This is a genomic window from Pseudalkalibacillus sp. SCS-8 (assembly GCF_040126055.1).
GTDB lineage: Bacteria > Bacillota > Bacilli > Bacillales > Fictibacillaceae > Pseudalkalibacillus > Pseudalkalibacillus nanhaiensis.
This window is the reverse complement of record NZ_CP143541.1, coordinates 2686464-2702355: the sequence shown is the minus strand read 5'-3', so window position 1 is coordinate 2702355 and position 15892 is coordinate 2686464. Positions and strand designations below refer to the sequence as shown.

At 43.0% G+C, this 15892-nt stretch carries 15 protein-coding genes; 13 read left to right on the top strand and 2 right to left on the bottom strand.

Translation table 11 applies throughout. The features are described from left to right. Positions 1 to 84 precede the first annotated feature (84 nt). Complete coding sequence (gene brnQ / locus V1497_RS14040) at positions 85 to 1440, bottom strand: branched-chain amino acid transport system II carrier protein (protein ID WP_349408155.1); 1356 nt, start codon at positions 1438 to 1440, stop codon at positions 85 to 87. 336 nt (positions 1441 to 1776) lie between these two features. Between brnQ and V1497_RS14035 the strand changes: the two genes are divergently transcribed. The 5 genes from V1497_RS14035 to V1497_RS14015 all read left to right on the top strand — a co-directional run bounded on the left by V1497_RS14035 (position 1777) and on the right by V1497_RS14015 (position 7939). Further along, entirely contained in the window at positions 1777 to 2922 is a 1146-nt protein-coding gene (locus tag V1497_RS14035) for a cysteine desulfurase family protein (RefSeq protein WP_349408154.1), read from the top strand. 1 nt (position 2923) lies between these two features. Next, complete coding sequence (thiI, locus tag V1497_RS14030; RefSeq protein ID WP_349408153.1) at positions 2924 to 4132, top strand: tRNA uracil 4-sulfurtransferase ThiI; 1209 nt, start codon at positions 2924 to 2926, stop codon at positions 4130 to 4132. A 100-nt stretch (positions 4133 to 4232) separates the two neighbouring features. After that, positions 4233 to 4421, top strand: a complete 189-nt coding sequence (locus tag V1497_RS14025) for an alpha/beta-type small acid-soluble spore protein (RefSeq protein ID WP_226546789.1) — start codon at positions 4233 to 4235, stop codon at positions 4419 to 4421. Between the two features lie 210 nt (positions 4422 to 4631). Continuing rightward, positions 4632 to 6224, top strand: coding sequence for an acyl-CoA synthetase MbcS (gene mbcS, locus V1497_RS14020; RefSeq protein WP_349408152.1), 1593 nt, complete (start codon positions 4632 to 4634; stop codon positions 6222 to 6224). 128 nt (positions 6225 to 6352) lie between these two features. After that, positions 6353 to 7939, top strand: a complete 1587-nt coding sequence (locus V1497_RS14015) for an amidohydrolase (protein ID WP_349408151.1) — start codon at positions 6353 to 6355, stop codon at positions 7937 to 7939. A 63-nt stretch (positions 7940 to 8002) separates the two neighbouring features. On the opposite strand, the gene V1497_RS14010 is transcribed toward V1497_RS14015, so the two are convergent. Next, entirely contained in the window at positions 8003 to 8800 is a 798-nt protein-coding gene (locus tag V1497_RS14010; protein ID WP_349408150.1) for an NAD kinase, read from the bottom strand. A gap of 191 nt (positions 8801 to 8991) precedes the next feature. On the opposite strand from V1497_RS14010, the gene sppA reads away from it, so the two are divergent. The 8 genes from sppA to V1497_RS13970 all read left to right on the top strand — a co-directional run bounded on the left by sppA (position 8992) and on the right by V1497_RS13970 (position 15892). Next, entirely contained in the window at positions 8992 to 9999 is a 1008-nt protein-coding gene (gene sppA / locus V1497_RS14005; RefSeq protein ID WP_349408149.1) for a signal peptide peptidase SppA, read from the top strand. A gap of 12 nt (positions 10000 to 10011) precedes the next feature. Next, positions 10012 to 10500, top strand: a complete 489-nt coding sequence (locus tag V1497_RS14000) for an RDD family protein (protein ID WP_349408148.1) — start codon at positions 10012 to 10014, stop codon at positions 10498 to 10500. An 80-nt stretch (positions 10501 to 10580) separates the two neighbouring features. Next, positions 10581 to 11276, top strand: a complete 696-nt coding sequence (locus V1497_RS13995; RefSeq protein ID WP_349408147.1) for a DUF2953 domain-containing protein — start codon at positions 10581 to 10583, stop codon at positions 11274 to 11276. Continuing rightward, the gene (gene ytfJ / locus V1497_RS13990) at positions 11224 to 11724 is read left to right on the top strand and encodes a GerW family sporulation protein (protein ID WP_349408146.1); all 501 of its coding nucleotides are present in this window, start codon (positions 11224 to 11226) and stop codon (positions 11722 to 11724) included. Before V1497_RS13995 ends, ytfJ begins: the two co-directional genes overlap by 53 nt. Positions 11725 to 11885: 161 nt before the next feature. Further along, a complete protein-coding gene (tpx, locus tag V1497_RS13985) occupies positions 11886 to 12386 on the top strand; it encodes a thiol peroxidase (protein ID WP_349408145.1) in 501 nt (166 codons plus the stop codon). A gap of 166 nt (positions 12387 to 12552) precedes the next feature. Next, complete coding sequence (locus tag V1497_RS13980; protein ID WP_349408144.1) at positions 12553 to 13542, top strand: class I SAM-dependent methyltransferase; 990 nt, start codon at positions 12553 to 12555, stop codon at positions 13540 to 13542. Positions 13543 to 13726: 184 nt separating this feature from the next. Beyond that, positions 13727 to 14914 (top strand): acetate kinase, encoded by a 1188-nt coding sequence (locus V1497_RS13975; RefSeq protein ID WP_349408143.1) that lies wholly within the window; start codon positions 13727 to 13729, stop codon positions 14912 to 14914. A 135-nt stretch (positions 14915 to 15049) separates the two neighbouring features. Further along, complete coding sequence (locus tag V1497_RS13970; RefSeq protein ID WP_349408142.1) at positions 15050 to 15892, top strand: EcsC family protein; 843 nt, start codon at positions 15050 to 15052, stop codon at positions 15890 to 15892.

The following is a 15892-nucleotide window of genomic DNA, read 5'->3' as shown; positions in this document are numbered from 1 at the left end:
CCGGGTTTTTCTGATGTTATTAAGGTTAGGACGAATCAACATAAGAAAAACGAGCCCCAAATAGGAGGCTCGTTTCTTTTCAATTTAAGCTTCTTTAGGATCTGTATTTTCGTTCAATTGGGATCGGGTACGACCAATGACATAACCGATCAGTGCACCGATGATCGAAGGAACAATCCATCCAACGCCTTGTGTATAAAGCGGTAGATAAGCTTCAAACACACTGGAAACAGCGGTAATGTCGATATTCATTTGAGCAAGAGCATCAAATATACTGATCATTCCTGCTCCAAGCAATCCACCGATATAGACTTCCCGGTATCCGTTGAATTGACGGTGAAGGTAGGAATAACCGATCAGTGCAATTGCTAATGGGTAAATACCGATCAAGACTGGTAATGTCAAGTTGATTAATTGGGTCAGTCCTACGTTGGCGACCGCACCACTGAAAATACATAGAATGGCGATGATCAATTTGTAGGATACATTCGGCATCAAGCCCTTGAAATATTCTCCACACGCTGTAACAAGGCCAATGGATGTTGTCAAGCACGCAAATGTTATGGCAACTGCGAGCAGGATGATTCCGAATTGACCGAACAAGAGATCCGCCGCTCCTGTCAAGATTGCACCGCCGTTATCCATTTCTCCTAGCACATTGCGGCTTGTTGCCCCTACAAATGCAAGAGAGAGATAGACAAGCGCCAATCCACTTACAGCAATGATGCCGGCTTTGGTCGTGGCTTTTGCAATTTCTTTTTTGTCTGAGACGCCTTTAGACTTTACAGCATTAATCACAACAATACCAAAAACTAGTGCTGCAATGGCATCCATCGTCAAATAGCCATTGATAAATCCTGTAAAGAATGGCGTAGAAGCATAATCACCTTTTGGAGCTGAGAAGCTTCCTAGCGGATCAAAAATTCCTTTGAAGACGATTAAACCAATCACGATAATCAAGACTGGCGTAAGAATCTTACCGATCCTGTCGACAAGCTTTGTCGGGTTTAAAGCAAACCAGAAAGTGATTGCGAAAAATAGGATGGTATAAATAAATAATGGCACTCCATTTGCGTTCAAGCCTTCAGGCAAAAAAGGTATAACACCGATTTCGTAGGCTACTGTACCTGTACGTGGAATTCCAAAGAATGGTCCGATCGCAAGATAGATGAGCGTTGAAAAGACAATCGCAAATCCAGGGTGGACCCGTGAAGCAAGGTCACGCAATGTTCCTCCAGTCAATCCGATTGCGATGACACCAAGTAATGGAAGTCCTACACCCGTTATCAAAAACCCGGTAATGGCTGTCCATACATTTGTGCCCGCTGTTTGACCCAGGGCAGGTGGAAAGATCATATTTCCAGCTCCGAGGAATAGAGCGAACATCATCATTCCAATTGTAGTCGTATCCTTTAATGAAAGCGCTTTTTTTGAATTCATGGTGAAACCCTCCTGATGCATATCTGACAGAAATCATTGAGTTTTCTAAAATCGATTTAAATCTTAACATAATTTTTACGAAAAAAAGATACAAAACAAAAAAGTTTAAATTTTTCTATCATTAACAATGTTTAAACAGATTCATCATTCTCGAAAATAATCTTATTTACTCTTTTATTGTTCCTCATATAATAAACGTCAAATCCGAGTATATGTGTAGAACTATGTCTGAATATGTCGAAAAAGGTGATTTGTTGGATTCGGTTTGGATTAACTTTAATATATGGTAATATTAAATGATGCGTAAAACGTTTTATTAAAGGGGTCAAAGGACACATGATCTATTTTGATAATAGTGCAACAACAAAGCCTTATCCTGAAGCATTAAAAACATATGTCACAGTATCAGAGAATTACTTTGCAAACCCTTCTTCCATACACCGGCTAGGCGGTGAAGTGGAACGCCTCATCAGTAAGGCGAGACAGCAGATTGCAGATCTTATTAAAGTAAAATCTGATGAGATCGTCTTCACTTCCGGAGGTACGGAAGCGAATAACCTTGCGATTAAAGGTGTAGCACTGGAGCATCGTTCTCGCGGGCGCCATTTGATCACGACTGAAATTGAACACGCCTCTTGCTACTCTTCCTTTCAACAATTGGAAGCGATGGGATATGACGTCACATATCTTCCAGTTGATGAATGTGGGAGGGTATCTGTAAGCGATGTCGAACAGGCGTTGAAGGATAATACAATCCTCGTCTCCATCATGCATGTTAATAACGAGCTTGGGTCAGTACAACCTGTCAAAGAAATAGGTAAGCTTTTGAAGGGGTATCCAAAAGTTCTCTTCCATGTTGATAATGTTCAAGGCATTGGTAAAGTACCTCTTCAGTATGAGCAATCAGGCATCGATTTATGTTCCTTTTCAAGCCACAAGTTCCACGGACCTAAAGGTGCCGGGTTCCTTTACGTGAGAAAGGGTGTGGCCCTCTCACCACTCATGACAGGCGGAGACCATGAATTCCGGCTGAGAGCTGGTACAGAAAACGTTCCGGGAATCATTGCAATGGCAAAAGCTTTACGAATGACCTTAGAAAAGGCTGATCGTCAGCTTGGTGACATGCTCGAGCTTAAAGCATATATAAGAGAGAAATTATCCGAGATGGATAAGATACAAATCAATACACCTGAACAACATAGCGCGCCACATATCATCAATTTCTCAGTGCCTGGAGTCAAACCGGAAGTGCTGATTCATGCCTTGGAGGAAAAAGAGATATTCGTATCAACGAAGTCTGCGTGCTCCTCTAAGTCCAACGACGTCAGTCGCGTACTTGAGGCAGCAGGCCATGAATATGAACGTGCGAGCAGTGCAATCCGAGTAAGTTTCAGTTATGAGAACACATTAAACGAAGGGAAACAATTTCTTCGCTCACTTGAACAAGTCATTTTAAATTTAAGAAAAGTAATGAGGGAGTAGCATGATTTACGATCACATCATCATTCGATACGGAGAATTATCATTAAAGGGAAAGAATAGACATCACTTTACAAATCGTTTGCGGGATACCGTAAAGCGGAAATTGAGGTCTTTTAAGCAGGTTGAGGTAAAAAAAGCATTCGATCGGATGTATATTCATCTGAATGGACAAAACCATGAACCGGTCGTTGAAAAGCTGCAGGAAGTATTCGGCATACAAGGTTTAACGCTCGCCGCCAAATGTGACCTTGACTTGGAAACAATCAGGCAAACAGCGCTTCAGGCCATGAAGGATGCAGGTCCTGATGTGAAAACCTTTAAAGTATCAGCAAAGCGAAACTATAAACAATATCCTCATAATTCACAAGAGCTGAATCATTTGATCGGTGGATATGTGTTGCAGCATTCAGATGATTTATCTGTAGATGTTCATCATCCTGATGTCGAGTTGAAAGTAGAAATTAAACCAGAAGCAGCCTATATCAGCTCTATTAATTATCCTGGTGCAGGCGGCTTACCGATTGGAAGTGGCGGAAAGGTAATGCTTATGCTTTCTGGAGGCATAGATAGCCCGGTTGCAGGTTATTTGACGATGAAACGCGGTATTAGAGTCGAGATGGTACATTTTCACAGCCCGCCATTCACGAGTGAACGTGCACGCCAAAAGGTTGAAGACTTGACACAAGTCCTTACAAAATTCGGTGGGACGATCAAGATGCACGTTGTCCCATTCACGGATATCCAGAAAGCAATCAAGAAGCAGATTCCGGACAATTACAGCATGACGATCATGCGCCGATACATGTTACGTATAACTGAAAAATTAGCGGAACAGAATGAGGCGCTTGCGATTGCGACAGGTGAAAGTTTAGGACAGGTAGCAAGTCAAACGTTATCAAGCATGAACACCATCAATGAAGTGACGAATCTGCCGATGATCCGTCCACTTATTACGATGGACAAAGTTGAAATCATGGATATCGCGAGAAAAATCGGTACCTATGAGATCTCCATCCGTCCATATGAAGATTGCTGTACAGTCTTCTTACCTTCTGCTCCGAAAACGAAGCCGAATCGCGAAAAAGCGAACAGATTCGAGCAATATATGGATATAGAAGCTTTAGTAGAGGAAGCGGTGGTTAAGACTGAAACCGTTCATTTCAGTGAACTTCAACCCGAGCGTAAGTCGGAATTTGAAGATTTGCTTTAAAATAAGTGGTCCTGTAAATTCAGCAAAAATTTACCACTTACGATTAAGGTATGATTTTCGCCTACCTTCGTAACCTATGGGTACAAGGAGGTGAATCCACATGGCATATCAATCAAACAAGCTAGTTGTACCTGGTGCTCAACAAGCGATCAACGCAATGAAGACTGAAATCGCTTCTGAATTCGGTGTCCAACTTGGACCAGACTCTTCTGCACGTGCTAACGGTTCTGTAGGAGGAGAAATCACTAAGCGTCTTGTAGCTATGGCTCAAGGTCAACAACCTAAGTAATACACCTCTACAACATCATAACAATGGAAACAGGTCAGCATTCGTGCTGGCCTATTAATGTGCTTTTATAATGGATTGAATGAAAAATGAATCAATTTCACCTTATGCAATATGGCCTATCTTTCTGAGTGAACGTTCGTTCAAAATGGAAATATTCTAAAAATTATGTATAATGGTAGGTGTAACCGATTACATAAGGAGGCAACCACTTTGAAGAACGAAACACTCATAGCACCAGAAACCTATAATGCAGCAGAAGAAATGGAGAAATACGCCAAAGACCCATCTCGTATCGCGATCAAGTGGCGAAGTGATCAAGGGGAAGAAGACGAAATCACCTACAAAGACCTCTTCAACCAAGCTGAAGACTTAGCAAAAGCCCTACTTTCCTTAGGCCTTGAAAAAGGTGATCGAGTACTCGTAATGATGCCTCGTCTAATCGACACGTATAAAGTTTATCTTGCGACTATAAAAGCTGGGCTTGTTGTCCTTCCTTGCTCGGAAATGTTAAGAGCAAAAGATCTGAGCTACCGTATCAATCATGGCGAGGTCAAAGCCGTGATCGCCTATCATCCATTCACTTCCCAGTTCGATGAGATTGAAGACCCGATTGATACCCTTCAGCATAAGATCACTGTAGGCGGTGAACAGAAGGGTTGGACAGACTTGGGTGAAGTGATTGCCAAGAAAGATGATTCAGTAAAGCTACCAACGACTACTCGTGATGATATGGCGTTCTTATCTTATACATCCGGTACGACTGGTCAGCCGAAAGGTGTTGTCCATTCGCATGGCTGGACATATGCACATATTCGTACAGCTGCCAAATCATGGTTGGCGATCAATGAAGGGGATACAGTATGGGCAACAGCTGGACCGGGATGGCAGAAGTGGATTTGGAGTCCATTCGTATCTGTACTCGGCACAGGTGCGACTGGTTTTGTATATAACGGAAAGTTCGATCCGAATACGTACTTGGATTTATTGGAAAAGTATCAAATCAATGTTCTCTGTTGTACACCGACTGAGTACAGATTGATGGCGAAAGTCGATAACTTGAAGGACTATCAGCTTTCCCATTTAAGAAGTGCAGTGTCTGCAGGCGAACCATTAAACCGTGAAGTGATTGATATTTTCCAAAGATACTTCAACGTCACTGTCCGTGATGGATATGGACAGACTGAAAATACGTTGCTAGTCGGAATTGTAGAGGGGATGGAGGTTCGACCGGGATCAATGGGGAAACCGACTCCAGGAAACCGGGTAGAGATCATCAACGAGGAAGGACAGCCTGTCAAACCGGGGGAAGTCGGTGATATAGCCGTCCATCGAGATGCACCAGCCCTTTTCAAATCCTATTACAAAGACCAAGATCGAACGCGCATGGCTTTCAGGGGAGATTATTATCTTACTGGAGATAAAGCGAAAAAGGATGAAGACGGATACTTTTGGTTCGAAGGTCGTGGAGATGACATCATCATCAGTTCAGGCTACACGATCGGACCTTTTGAAGTAGAGGATGCCCTCGTCAAGCATCCATCTGTCAAGGAATGTGCGGTTGTTGCAAGTCCTGATGAAGTACGAGGACATGTTGTCAAAGCATTCATTGTACTCAAGAATCCTGCAGAAGCTTCATCTGAGGATCTGATTCCTAATCTTCAAAATCACGTCAAGGAACTGACAGCTCCTTACAAGTATCCACGTAAAATTGAATTCGTGGATGAACTGCCAAAGACTACATCTGGAAAAATCAGAAGGATTGAACTTCGTATGAAGGAAAACCAAACAACAGTAAAGGGATAATGAAAAGGAGCCGGCTTACGGCTCCTTTTTCTTATTCAGAGTTGATTCTTCCTCATTTCTGATTAGATTTTTTCAGAAAATTCAAGTATGCTAATCTTACGAGACTGAATGAAATTTGGGGTGTGATCATGAAGACGTTATGGACAAATGGTACGATATACACAATGGAAAAAGAAGGCGAGACAGTCGAGGCCGTATTGGTCGAGGGTACGAAAATCATTGATTGTGGATCAAAGGAATGGATCGAGGAACATCATGACATTGATGAGGTTCAGGACCTGCAAGGTGCTGTCATGTACCCCGGCTTTGTAGACAGTCACTTACATATGATCGGTCATGGAGAAAAGCTTCTCCGGTTGGACCTATCCGACATTCATTCTGCCGAGGAAATGCGGAAAGTCCTGAAGGAAAAGGTGTATTCCACCCCCCTGGAAGAATGGATCATAGGTGAAGGCTGGAATGAGAATAATTTTCTTGATAGGAAGATTTTCCATAGAATCGAACTGGACGAGATTGCTCCACATCATCCAATGATGTTGACGCGAATATGCAGACATGCCCTTTTAGCCAACTCGAAAGCCTTAGCAATGGCCGGAATCACAAAGGAAACGCCTGATCCCCCTGGAGGTGTCATTGTTAGGGACTCAAACGGTTCACCGACAGGATATCTGCTCGACAAGGCACAAGATTTAGTGAAGAATGCCATTCCACAAGTTACAGAGGAATATTTGCATCGTGCACTGCGAACATCAGTGGAGGACCTGACGAAACACGGTCTCGTTGGAGGACATAGTGAGGATTTGAATTATTATGGTGGATTCAGACGGACGTATCAAACATTCCTAGATGTAATCAACAACGACCGCTTGAAGTTCAAAGCCAACCTTCTTGTCCATCATGAAGTTGTTGAAGACATGCATGAAGAAGGCTATCAATTCGGCAGTACGAACGGGTATGTTGAGCTTGGTGCGATGAAAATCTTTGCTGACGGTGCGCTTGGTGGAAGAACAGCCTATTTAAGTAAGCCCTATAATGATATGCCTGAAACATACGGCGTTGCCATCCATACCCTTACAGAGCTGAAGGAGTTGGTCAAAAAGGCGAGGCGTTACAATATGCCTGTTGCCATCCATACGATTGGAGATCTGGCCCTCGAATTCGCCTTATATGCTGTGGAAGAGAACCCGCCACCAGAAGGATTGCGTGACCGATTCGTCCACGGACAAGTTGTACGACCTGACTTGATTGAACGGCTGCGGAAGGTTCCTGTTATTATAGATATTCAGCCTCATTTTGTCGCCTCCGACTTTCCATGGGTGATCGAGCGTTTAGGTGAAGAAAGGATGCAGTATAGCTTTGCATGGAAAACCCTTCTGGAGGAAGGAATTCCTTGTGCATCTGGATCGGATGCTCCGATTGAAACAGCTGATCCTTTATCAACGATTCATGCTGCTGTGCTTCGTAAGAAACAAGGAGATGAACATGAAGGATACTTCCCAGAGCAGAAGCTGACGGTATTTGAGGCAGTAGAGCTCTATACGAAGGGAAGCGCCTATGCGATTGGAAAAGAAAATGAGACAGGCGTAATCCAAAAAGGATACAGCGCAGATTTCACAATCTTAGAAGAAGACCTTTTTCAAATCGATCCCGAAAAGATTCCAGAAGTGAAAGTCGTGATGACTGTGGTGGATAATGCAATCGTCTACGAAGCATAAAGATATAAAAAAGGGTGACCCGAATGGTTTTGGGTCACCCTTACGATTTTCTATATGAGCACTTTATAAGAAGCTTCGTTTCACTTTGTGCCAGAACGAGTTGTCTTTCAACTTGACCGTTTTAATCCGCTTTTCTGAGAGGCTGATACGGATCGATCCGCTATGCCTTACGCTCAGGGCTTCATTATCCATTCCGATGATTGGAAAATCGTTTCCGTCATCCACCATACGGATTTCCAATTCACGCTCTTCACTTAGAATGAATGAGCTTCCAAGTGTCCTGTAGTGGTTGTTGTTTATTGAAGCGACTTCGCTGATCTGCATACATGGTAATTTCGGATCCACGATCGCTCCATCAAGGGATTTGTTATATGCGGTGCTTCCCGTAGGTGTGGAAACGATGATCCCATCACCTTTGAAGCGTTCGAAAAACAGGTCATCAATATGTAAATCCAATGAGAGCGTTTTGATGATTCCTGAACGTATCGAGCATTCATTCAAGCAATAAAAAGAAGAATCATTCTCTACGTCAACCTTGATGGTCGGATATCGACGAACTTCTACCTGTTCATTCATCATCGCTTGGATCATACCAGAAAGGTCTTCGATATCAAAATCACAATAAAATCCTAGTTGGCCTGTGCTGACCCCAACGTATAATGCATCGTCACGGAATCCAGTCTGCCTTACTGCTTGCAGGAAGGTTCCGTCTCCACCTATACTTGCGATGATATTCGCTTCATCCGTATTATCTACGAGAGTAAATCCATTATTGACTGCTAGATCTTTCAATTGGTTAATCTTATCTTCGTATTCACTGCCTTTTTTATAAAAGAAGTGGATATTCTTTCGTTCAGACATCTCTTAAGACCTCCATCAACATCAGTATCGTTCGTTCCATATCTTTTTTAATAGGTACGATTATTATGTATGTACACTAATAATCGGTTTTCTGAACTTTTTTGTCAAATCATCTTCATTCATTTCAAAATATGATATTCTTACTAGTATTGGACAAACTTTACAAAAGAATGAGAGCTAGGAGGCTTCAAATGAACAGAAAACGTTGGGCAGCTTTATTGATTGCAGGCGTACTGCTGGTCGGTTCAATCGTCATCAATCTTTTATCGTTATCGGCTAACGCAAATTTCTCAGGGCTACAAGGGAACGCCCTTTTTGAAGAAGAACCATTCGTCGAAAATGTGGTGGAAGAAGGTAGTGATAAGGAAAGTATTGTCGTGTTGGAAGTGGATGGCGTAATCCAAGACACCGGGGACGCAACTTCATTCTTCCAATCTCCAGGCTATAACCACCAACGGTTTCTAGATATGCTGGAGCATGCAGGAGAGGATCCTGATGTAGAGGGCATCATCATTCGGGTAAACTCACCAGGTGGCGGAGTAGTCGAGAGCGCGGAAATACATGACCAAATTAAGACCATCCAAAAGCAAAGTAAGAAACCTGTATACATATCGATGGGAAGCATGGCAGCATCGGGAGGCTATTACATCTCAGCGCCTGCTGATAAGATTTTTGCACATCCTTCAACATTGACGGGATCATTGGGCGTCATCATCCAATCGATGAATTACGGAGAACTCGCGGAAAAATTGGGCGTGAAGTGGGAGACCATCAAAAGTGGTAAGCACAAAGATATCCTTTCCCCTGCCCGCGAAATGACAGAGGATGAGCGAGAGATCCTCCAGTCCATTGTAGACAATTCCTACAATGAATTCGTCAATGTCATTTCATCAGGGCGTAAAATGCCAGAGGAGAAAGTCCGGGAACTGGCGGACGGAAGGGTCTATGACGGTCGGCAGGCTAAAGAATTGAATCTTGTAGATGAATTAGGAGATTTGGATGATACGATCAAGAAAATGAAAAAGGACCTAGGGAATTCTCATCTAAGGGTCATTCGGTATGAACAGAATATCGGCCTAAATTCATTGTTGAACATGACGGCTCAGAAGATTTTCCAACCGAACGGTGACCTGCTCGGCATCCAGAAGTTGATGAGCCAGACAAATACACCGCAAATCAAGTACCTATATACGGAATAAGGGGGGATTGACTTGGACCATATACAATCAGAGGAGCATCAATCAGGCTTTGATTCCCCTTCAACTAACCCGCCCAAGGAGAAGGTTTATGCTGGATTTTGGATGAGGTTGTGGGCAAACTTGATTGATCTTCTTGTCATAGGCAGCCTATATCGAATCTTGATTTATCCTACCTTCCGTTGGTTCGATCTTCCGTTGTCGGATGAAAGCATCTTTTCTTTGAAGGCGATATTGACTGCAGTCATCTTCTACGGTTACTTTCTACTCATGACAAGGTTTTTCGGTCAAACACTTGGAAAAATGGTTTTGGCGATCAAGGTCGTTACAAAAGACTTGGATGATCGATTAAATTGGTCGACCCTCTTTTTCAGAGAAGTGATTGGACGTTTCATCAGTATAAAGATTCTTGCCATCGGTTACCTTATTGCAGCGTTCACGAGTGAAAAGAGAGCTTTGCATGATATATTTGCAGATACAAGAGTCATCCATACGAAGAAGTAGGTATCGTTCAAGACCTGTCAGTACATAATGCTGATAGGTCTTTTTTATATTTAAAGCTTTATTAAAAGGTGGTCAGTTGGATGTATTGGCTCATCGGTATCCTGCTTGTGATTAGTATCTTAATAACGTTCCTTCTACTTAGTAGAGTAAGGATCTCCATAACCTATATCCGTAATGCTGAAAAAGATGCATGTACAATCCATGCGCATTTTTTGAGAGGGAAGCTTCATTATTCCTGGTATATTCCGTTTGACCAGGTAAACATGGAGGAAGATGGCATGCATGTAAACTATCAGACGGAATTGGAATTCGGCGAACAGGACCGAGAAAAAGATCGGGAAGCTATTTTCCAGGCAGAAACGCTTATTGAGAGAGCCCATGAAACGAAAGAGTTGATTGATTCGATTTATCAGCTTCACAGGATCATCAGAAGATTCTTGAAGACGGTACATACGGAAGAATTTCAGTGGTTCACTACAATCGGGACAGGAGATGCAGCTTCAACTGGAATTTTTTCAGGTATGTTATGGACGATTAAAGGCAGTGTAGCAGCACTTGTCAGCTCCATGACCACTCTAAAGAAGCCCCCGATCATTGAGGTTCATCCTTCTTTTCAGCTTCCAATCGTCGAAATGCAATTACAATGTATGTTTTCTTTTCGAATCGGGAAAGCTATGCTCGCAGCATATCAGATCGTAAAAAATTGGAAGGGAAGGAAACAGCATGTCAGAACATCCAATCCAGGGCTTGATGCAAACGGCAATGGAGAATATTAAGGAAATGATCGATGTCAATACGATCATCGGAGACCCTGTTGAAACCCCTGATGGAAGTGTCATCCTTACAGTTTCCAAGGTCGGATTCGGCTTTGCAGCTGGTGGAAGCCAATTTAATCCTTCAACGTCAGGTCACTCGAAGGGGAGTTCAGATGGCGAATCTCTGCCGTTTGGTGGAGGAAGCGGTGGTGGAGTATCCATCACACCGATTGCGTTTCTGATCGTCAATTCTTCCGGAGTGAAGACGATTCATCTAGATAATAGTACCCATCTCTATGAGCGTTTGTTGGACCTAGCTCCACAAGTCGTTGAAAAGATCCAAAAGATGATGAACAATGGACAAAGTGGTGGTTCGAGATCCAATAAGGACCAACGCCATCAACAACCGGACCTCCAACAGACCCAACACCAATCGGAACGACGACAAAAGCAGGATCTTGATTTTTAATAATTGCCATAAAAAAGAAAGCCTGATACTCTGCCGAGAGTACCAGGCTTTTTTGAATGAATGAAGATTTCGGATCCTTTTAAACTTATTACTTGAAAGCCGTAACCAGAAAGTTTACCATTAACTTGTTCAGATAACCTTTTAAAAGGAGTTGTTAAGCAATGGCAGCAGTAACGTTTAAAGAAAAACCAGTGACATTATTAGGAAACGAAGTAAACGTAGGTGACACAGCTCCAGATTTCACAGTTCTTGCAAATGACATGTCTGAAGTGACACTTGAAGATACGAAGGGTTCCGTTCGACTTATCAGTGTCGTTCCATCTCTTGATACGGGCGTATGCGATCAACAGACCCGTCGTTTCAACGAAGAAGCAGGTAAGCTTGATAACGTCAAGGTACTGACGATCAGTGTCGATCTTCCAATGGCACAGAAAAGATGGTGTGGTGCCGCAGGTGTTGAGAATGTACAGACACTTTCTGACCATCGTGATCTTTCATTCGGAAAAGCGTACGGTGTAGCGATTGAAGAGTTACGTCTTCTGACTCGTGCTGTATTTGTCGTAGACTCCAATGATAAAGTGACATATGTTGAATATGTAAATGAAGCGACGAATCATCCTGACTATGAGGCTGCAGTCGAAGCAGCGAAGTCTGCAGAGTAATACGTAGTTCCTTTCATAAATGATGGACAGGGTTAACCTCACAGCTGTCGGCATAACTACGGTACAACGCTACCGTATTATTGCCGGCACTGCCGGGTTAACCTTTTTTCTTTGATACAAAGGATTTGGTACAATAGCTTTAGATGCATTATAGGAGGATTTTAGTATGGCTGAATTTAAGAAAGTCGAATCATTTTATCGCTTGCTGCATGAAACAGCAACGATCCTATCAGAACAAGACCAATCAACGTATCTCGATGGATTGGCATTGACCGGTGAATACCTCGTCCAGGGGGGCATACCGGATCGATTTGATGACCAGACAAAACAGGATCTACTCTATAAATACGAGTCCATTTCATTAGATGATTTAACGAAGGAAGAAATCAGGAAAGGCTTCCAATTAGCGATCTTGAAAGGGATGCAGGATGGTGTTCAATCTCATCATGCTATGACGCCGGATGCTGTAGCCTTGTTTGTCGGGTACTTGGTGGAAAAGACGATCTCGAAGAAAGAGCGTATCACGTTGCTCGATCCAGCAATCGGCACAGGAAATCTCGTTTCTGCCCTACTAAATCAAATTAAGAAGCCTGTTTTCAGTTACGGTTCTGAGGTGGACGAGACGTTGATCAAGCTGGCTTATGCAAGCCTTAATGCCCAAGAGCATGATATACAGCTTTATCACCAGGATAGTTTGAAATCCCTCATGATTGACCCAGTCGATGTCGTGGTGACAGACTTGCCGGTCGGGTATTATCCTGATGATCAGACCGCATCCAATTATCAGCTTAAGGCAGATTCAGGTCATTCCTTGGCCCACCATCTCATGATTGAACAGGGGTTGAGGCATGCCAAGGAAGGCGGCTTCCTGTTTTTCCTTATTCCGAACTTCCTATTTGCGGGCGATGAAGCGAAGAAACTGAACAGCTTCCTGAAAGAAGAGGCTGTCATTCACGGGTTGCTTCAGTTGCCATTGACGATGTTCAAAAAAGAAGAGCAGGCAAAAAGCATTTTCTTTTTACAAAAGAAAGGAGAAGACGTCGAACCGCCTAAAGAAGCCTTGATGGCTGAACTTCCTAGCTTTTCTGAGCCTCAGGCGCTGCAAGGTATTGTGGCCAAGATCGATAATTGGTTTAAGACGTCGTTTACTGGTTAACTTAAAAACGAGTTTGGCATTTCGCTTTTATCCAGAAGAACGAAATGAAATCGCATTCAAATCTGAAAATAATGAATATGGGTGGAAAACGCTTTCCAGCCTTGCAGGATACCGTGGACTGGTGGTTTAATGGTAGCAGGTTTTTTGGTAAAAATGCTTCAACAATGAAGGAGTTGTCATAGATATGCAAAAGGTACTGGCCATTAATGCCGGAAGTTCATCATTGAAATTCCAGCTGTTAAAAATGCCTGAGGAAGCAGTCATAACAAAAGGACTTGTCGAACGAATCGGCCTTCCTGACAGCGTGTTCACAATCGAGGTTAACGGTGAAAAGGTGAAAGAAGTGACAGACATCGAAGATCATTCAGTTGCGGTCAAGATGCTCTTGGATAAATTGATCAACCACAATATCATCGGTTCTTATGATGAAATTGAAGGGATCGGGCACCGGGTCGTCCACGGCGGTGAGAAATTCAACGATTCCGTGTTGATTACGGATGAAGTCATTAAAGAGATTGAAGAGGTTTCTGATTTGGCTCCTCTACACAATCCAGCAAACATTGTCGGAATCAAAGCATTTAAAGAGATACTTCCAGATGTTCCAGCTGTTGCGGTATTTGATACGGCGTTCCACCAGACGATGCCTGAGCAATCATTCCTTTACAGTCTTCCATATGATTATTATAAGGAGTTCGGAATCAGAAAATATGGTTTCCACGGCACAAGCCACAAATATGTCTCTCAACGTTGTGCTGAACTATTAGGCCGACCGATTGAGCAGCTACGCTTGATTTCATGTCACCTTGGAAATGGAGCGAGTATCGCAGCCATCGAAGGTGGAAAATCAATCGATACATCCATGGGATTCACTCCACTTGCAGGTGTGACAATGGGTACGCGTTCTGGAAACATTGACCCAGCACTTATTCCGTATATCATGGATAAGACCGGAAAGACAGCAGAGGAAGTCATGAACGTGTTGAACAAGGAAAGTGGATTGCTAGGTGTATCCGGATTTTCTAGTGACCTGCGTGACATTGAACAACAGGCTGAGGAAGGTAATGAGCGTGCCGAGCTTGCATTAGAGGTATTTGCAGGGCGAATTCACAAATACATTGGTTCATATGCTTCAAAAATGCACGGAATTGATGCGATTGTGTTCACAGCTGGTATTGGAGAAAACAGTGATGTCATTCGCGAACGTGTCTTGAAAGGACTTGAGTTCATGGGCGTATATTGGGACCCAGCCTTGAACAAGGTGCGTGGAAAGGAAGCATTCCTGAACTATCCACATTCACCTGTAAAAGTACTGATCATCCCGACAAACGAAGAAGTGATGATTGCACGAGATACTGTACGTCTTTCGCAATAAAGAATGTTAAAACTCCGTCTCAAGTAGATGGAGTTTTTTTGTTGATTTCTTTTTACAAAATGACCTTATCAGCCTCTTAGTGATTTTACTGTGTGTAGTTTGATATAATGGATGCAAAGTTACGGAGGTGCTGAAATGGATTGGTCAAAGAACGAGAAACAAATATGGTCTTCGATTGAAAAGTGGGAACAGGAATATTTTACATATGTCCCGACAGACTTCAGCAGGGCTTACGTTCGGACTTTCGACGAAGCGATGGAAAAACTGAGTCCGAAATGGAGAGATAAAGCTTTACATACAATCGATAATTTACTCTTCCACTTGCATTCGATCATTCTGAACAGCCAGTTTCAGCAGGATACGAAGCAAAGAGTACTCCTTTCAGCTCAGGCAATGAATGCAGATGTGGCGGTATTCGAAGATATAGCGGATTGCCGAATTGAACAATTGCGCTATATCGCACAACACCAAGTGGCAAAGCATCGACTGTTGTCATTTGCTCAGGGAGGGCTTAGTGGTGCAGGAGGACTTCTGTTCTTAGGAATCGATATCCCGGCAAGCATTGCCGCACATCTTAGATCCATCCAAGTTATTGCTTTGTCCTATGGGTATGCAATCAATCAGCCGTATGAAACGATGCTATCACTGAAGGTTTTCCATGCTGCTACGCTTCCGAAGGAGCATCAGCAAAACGCATGGGAAAAGCTACTGAGTGAAGCGACTGAACCGGATATGAATCCATATTTCTTTGATACGGATGAAGTCGTTGCTGATCAACAATGGACCCGTCATCTTGTGGGATTAATAGGAAAAGGGGTCATCCTGTTCACGTTGAGGAAGCGATTGATTCAAGGTATTCCGTTGATGGGGATGGTGTATGGTGCAGCAGCAAATTATCAATTATCCCGACAAATCACCGATTTTGCTAATCATTTTTACCAAAAAAGATGGTTGCTTGAGAAGCATCATAAGGAGTGA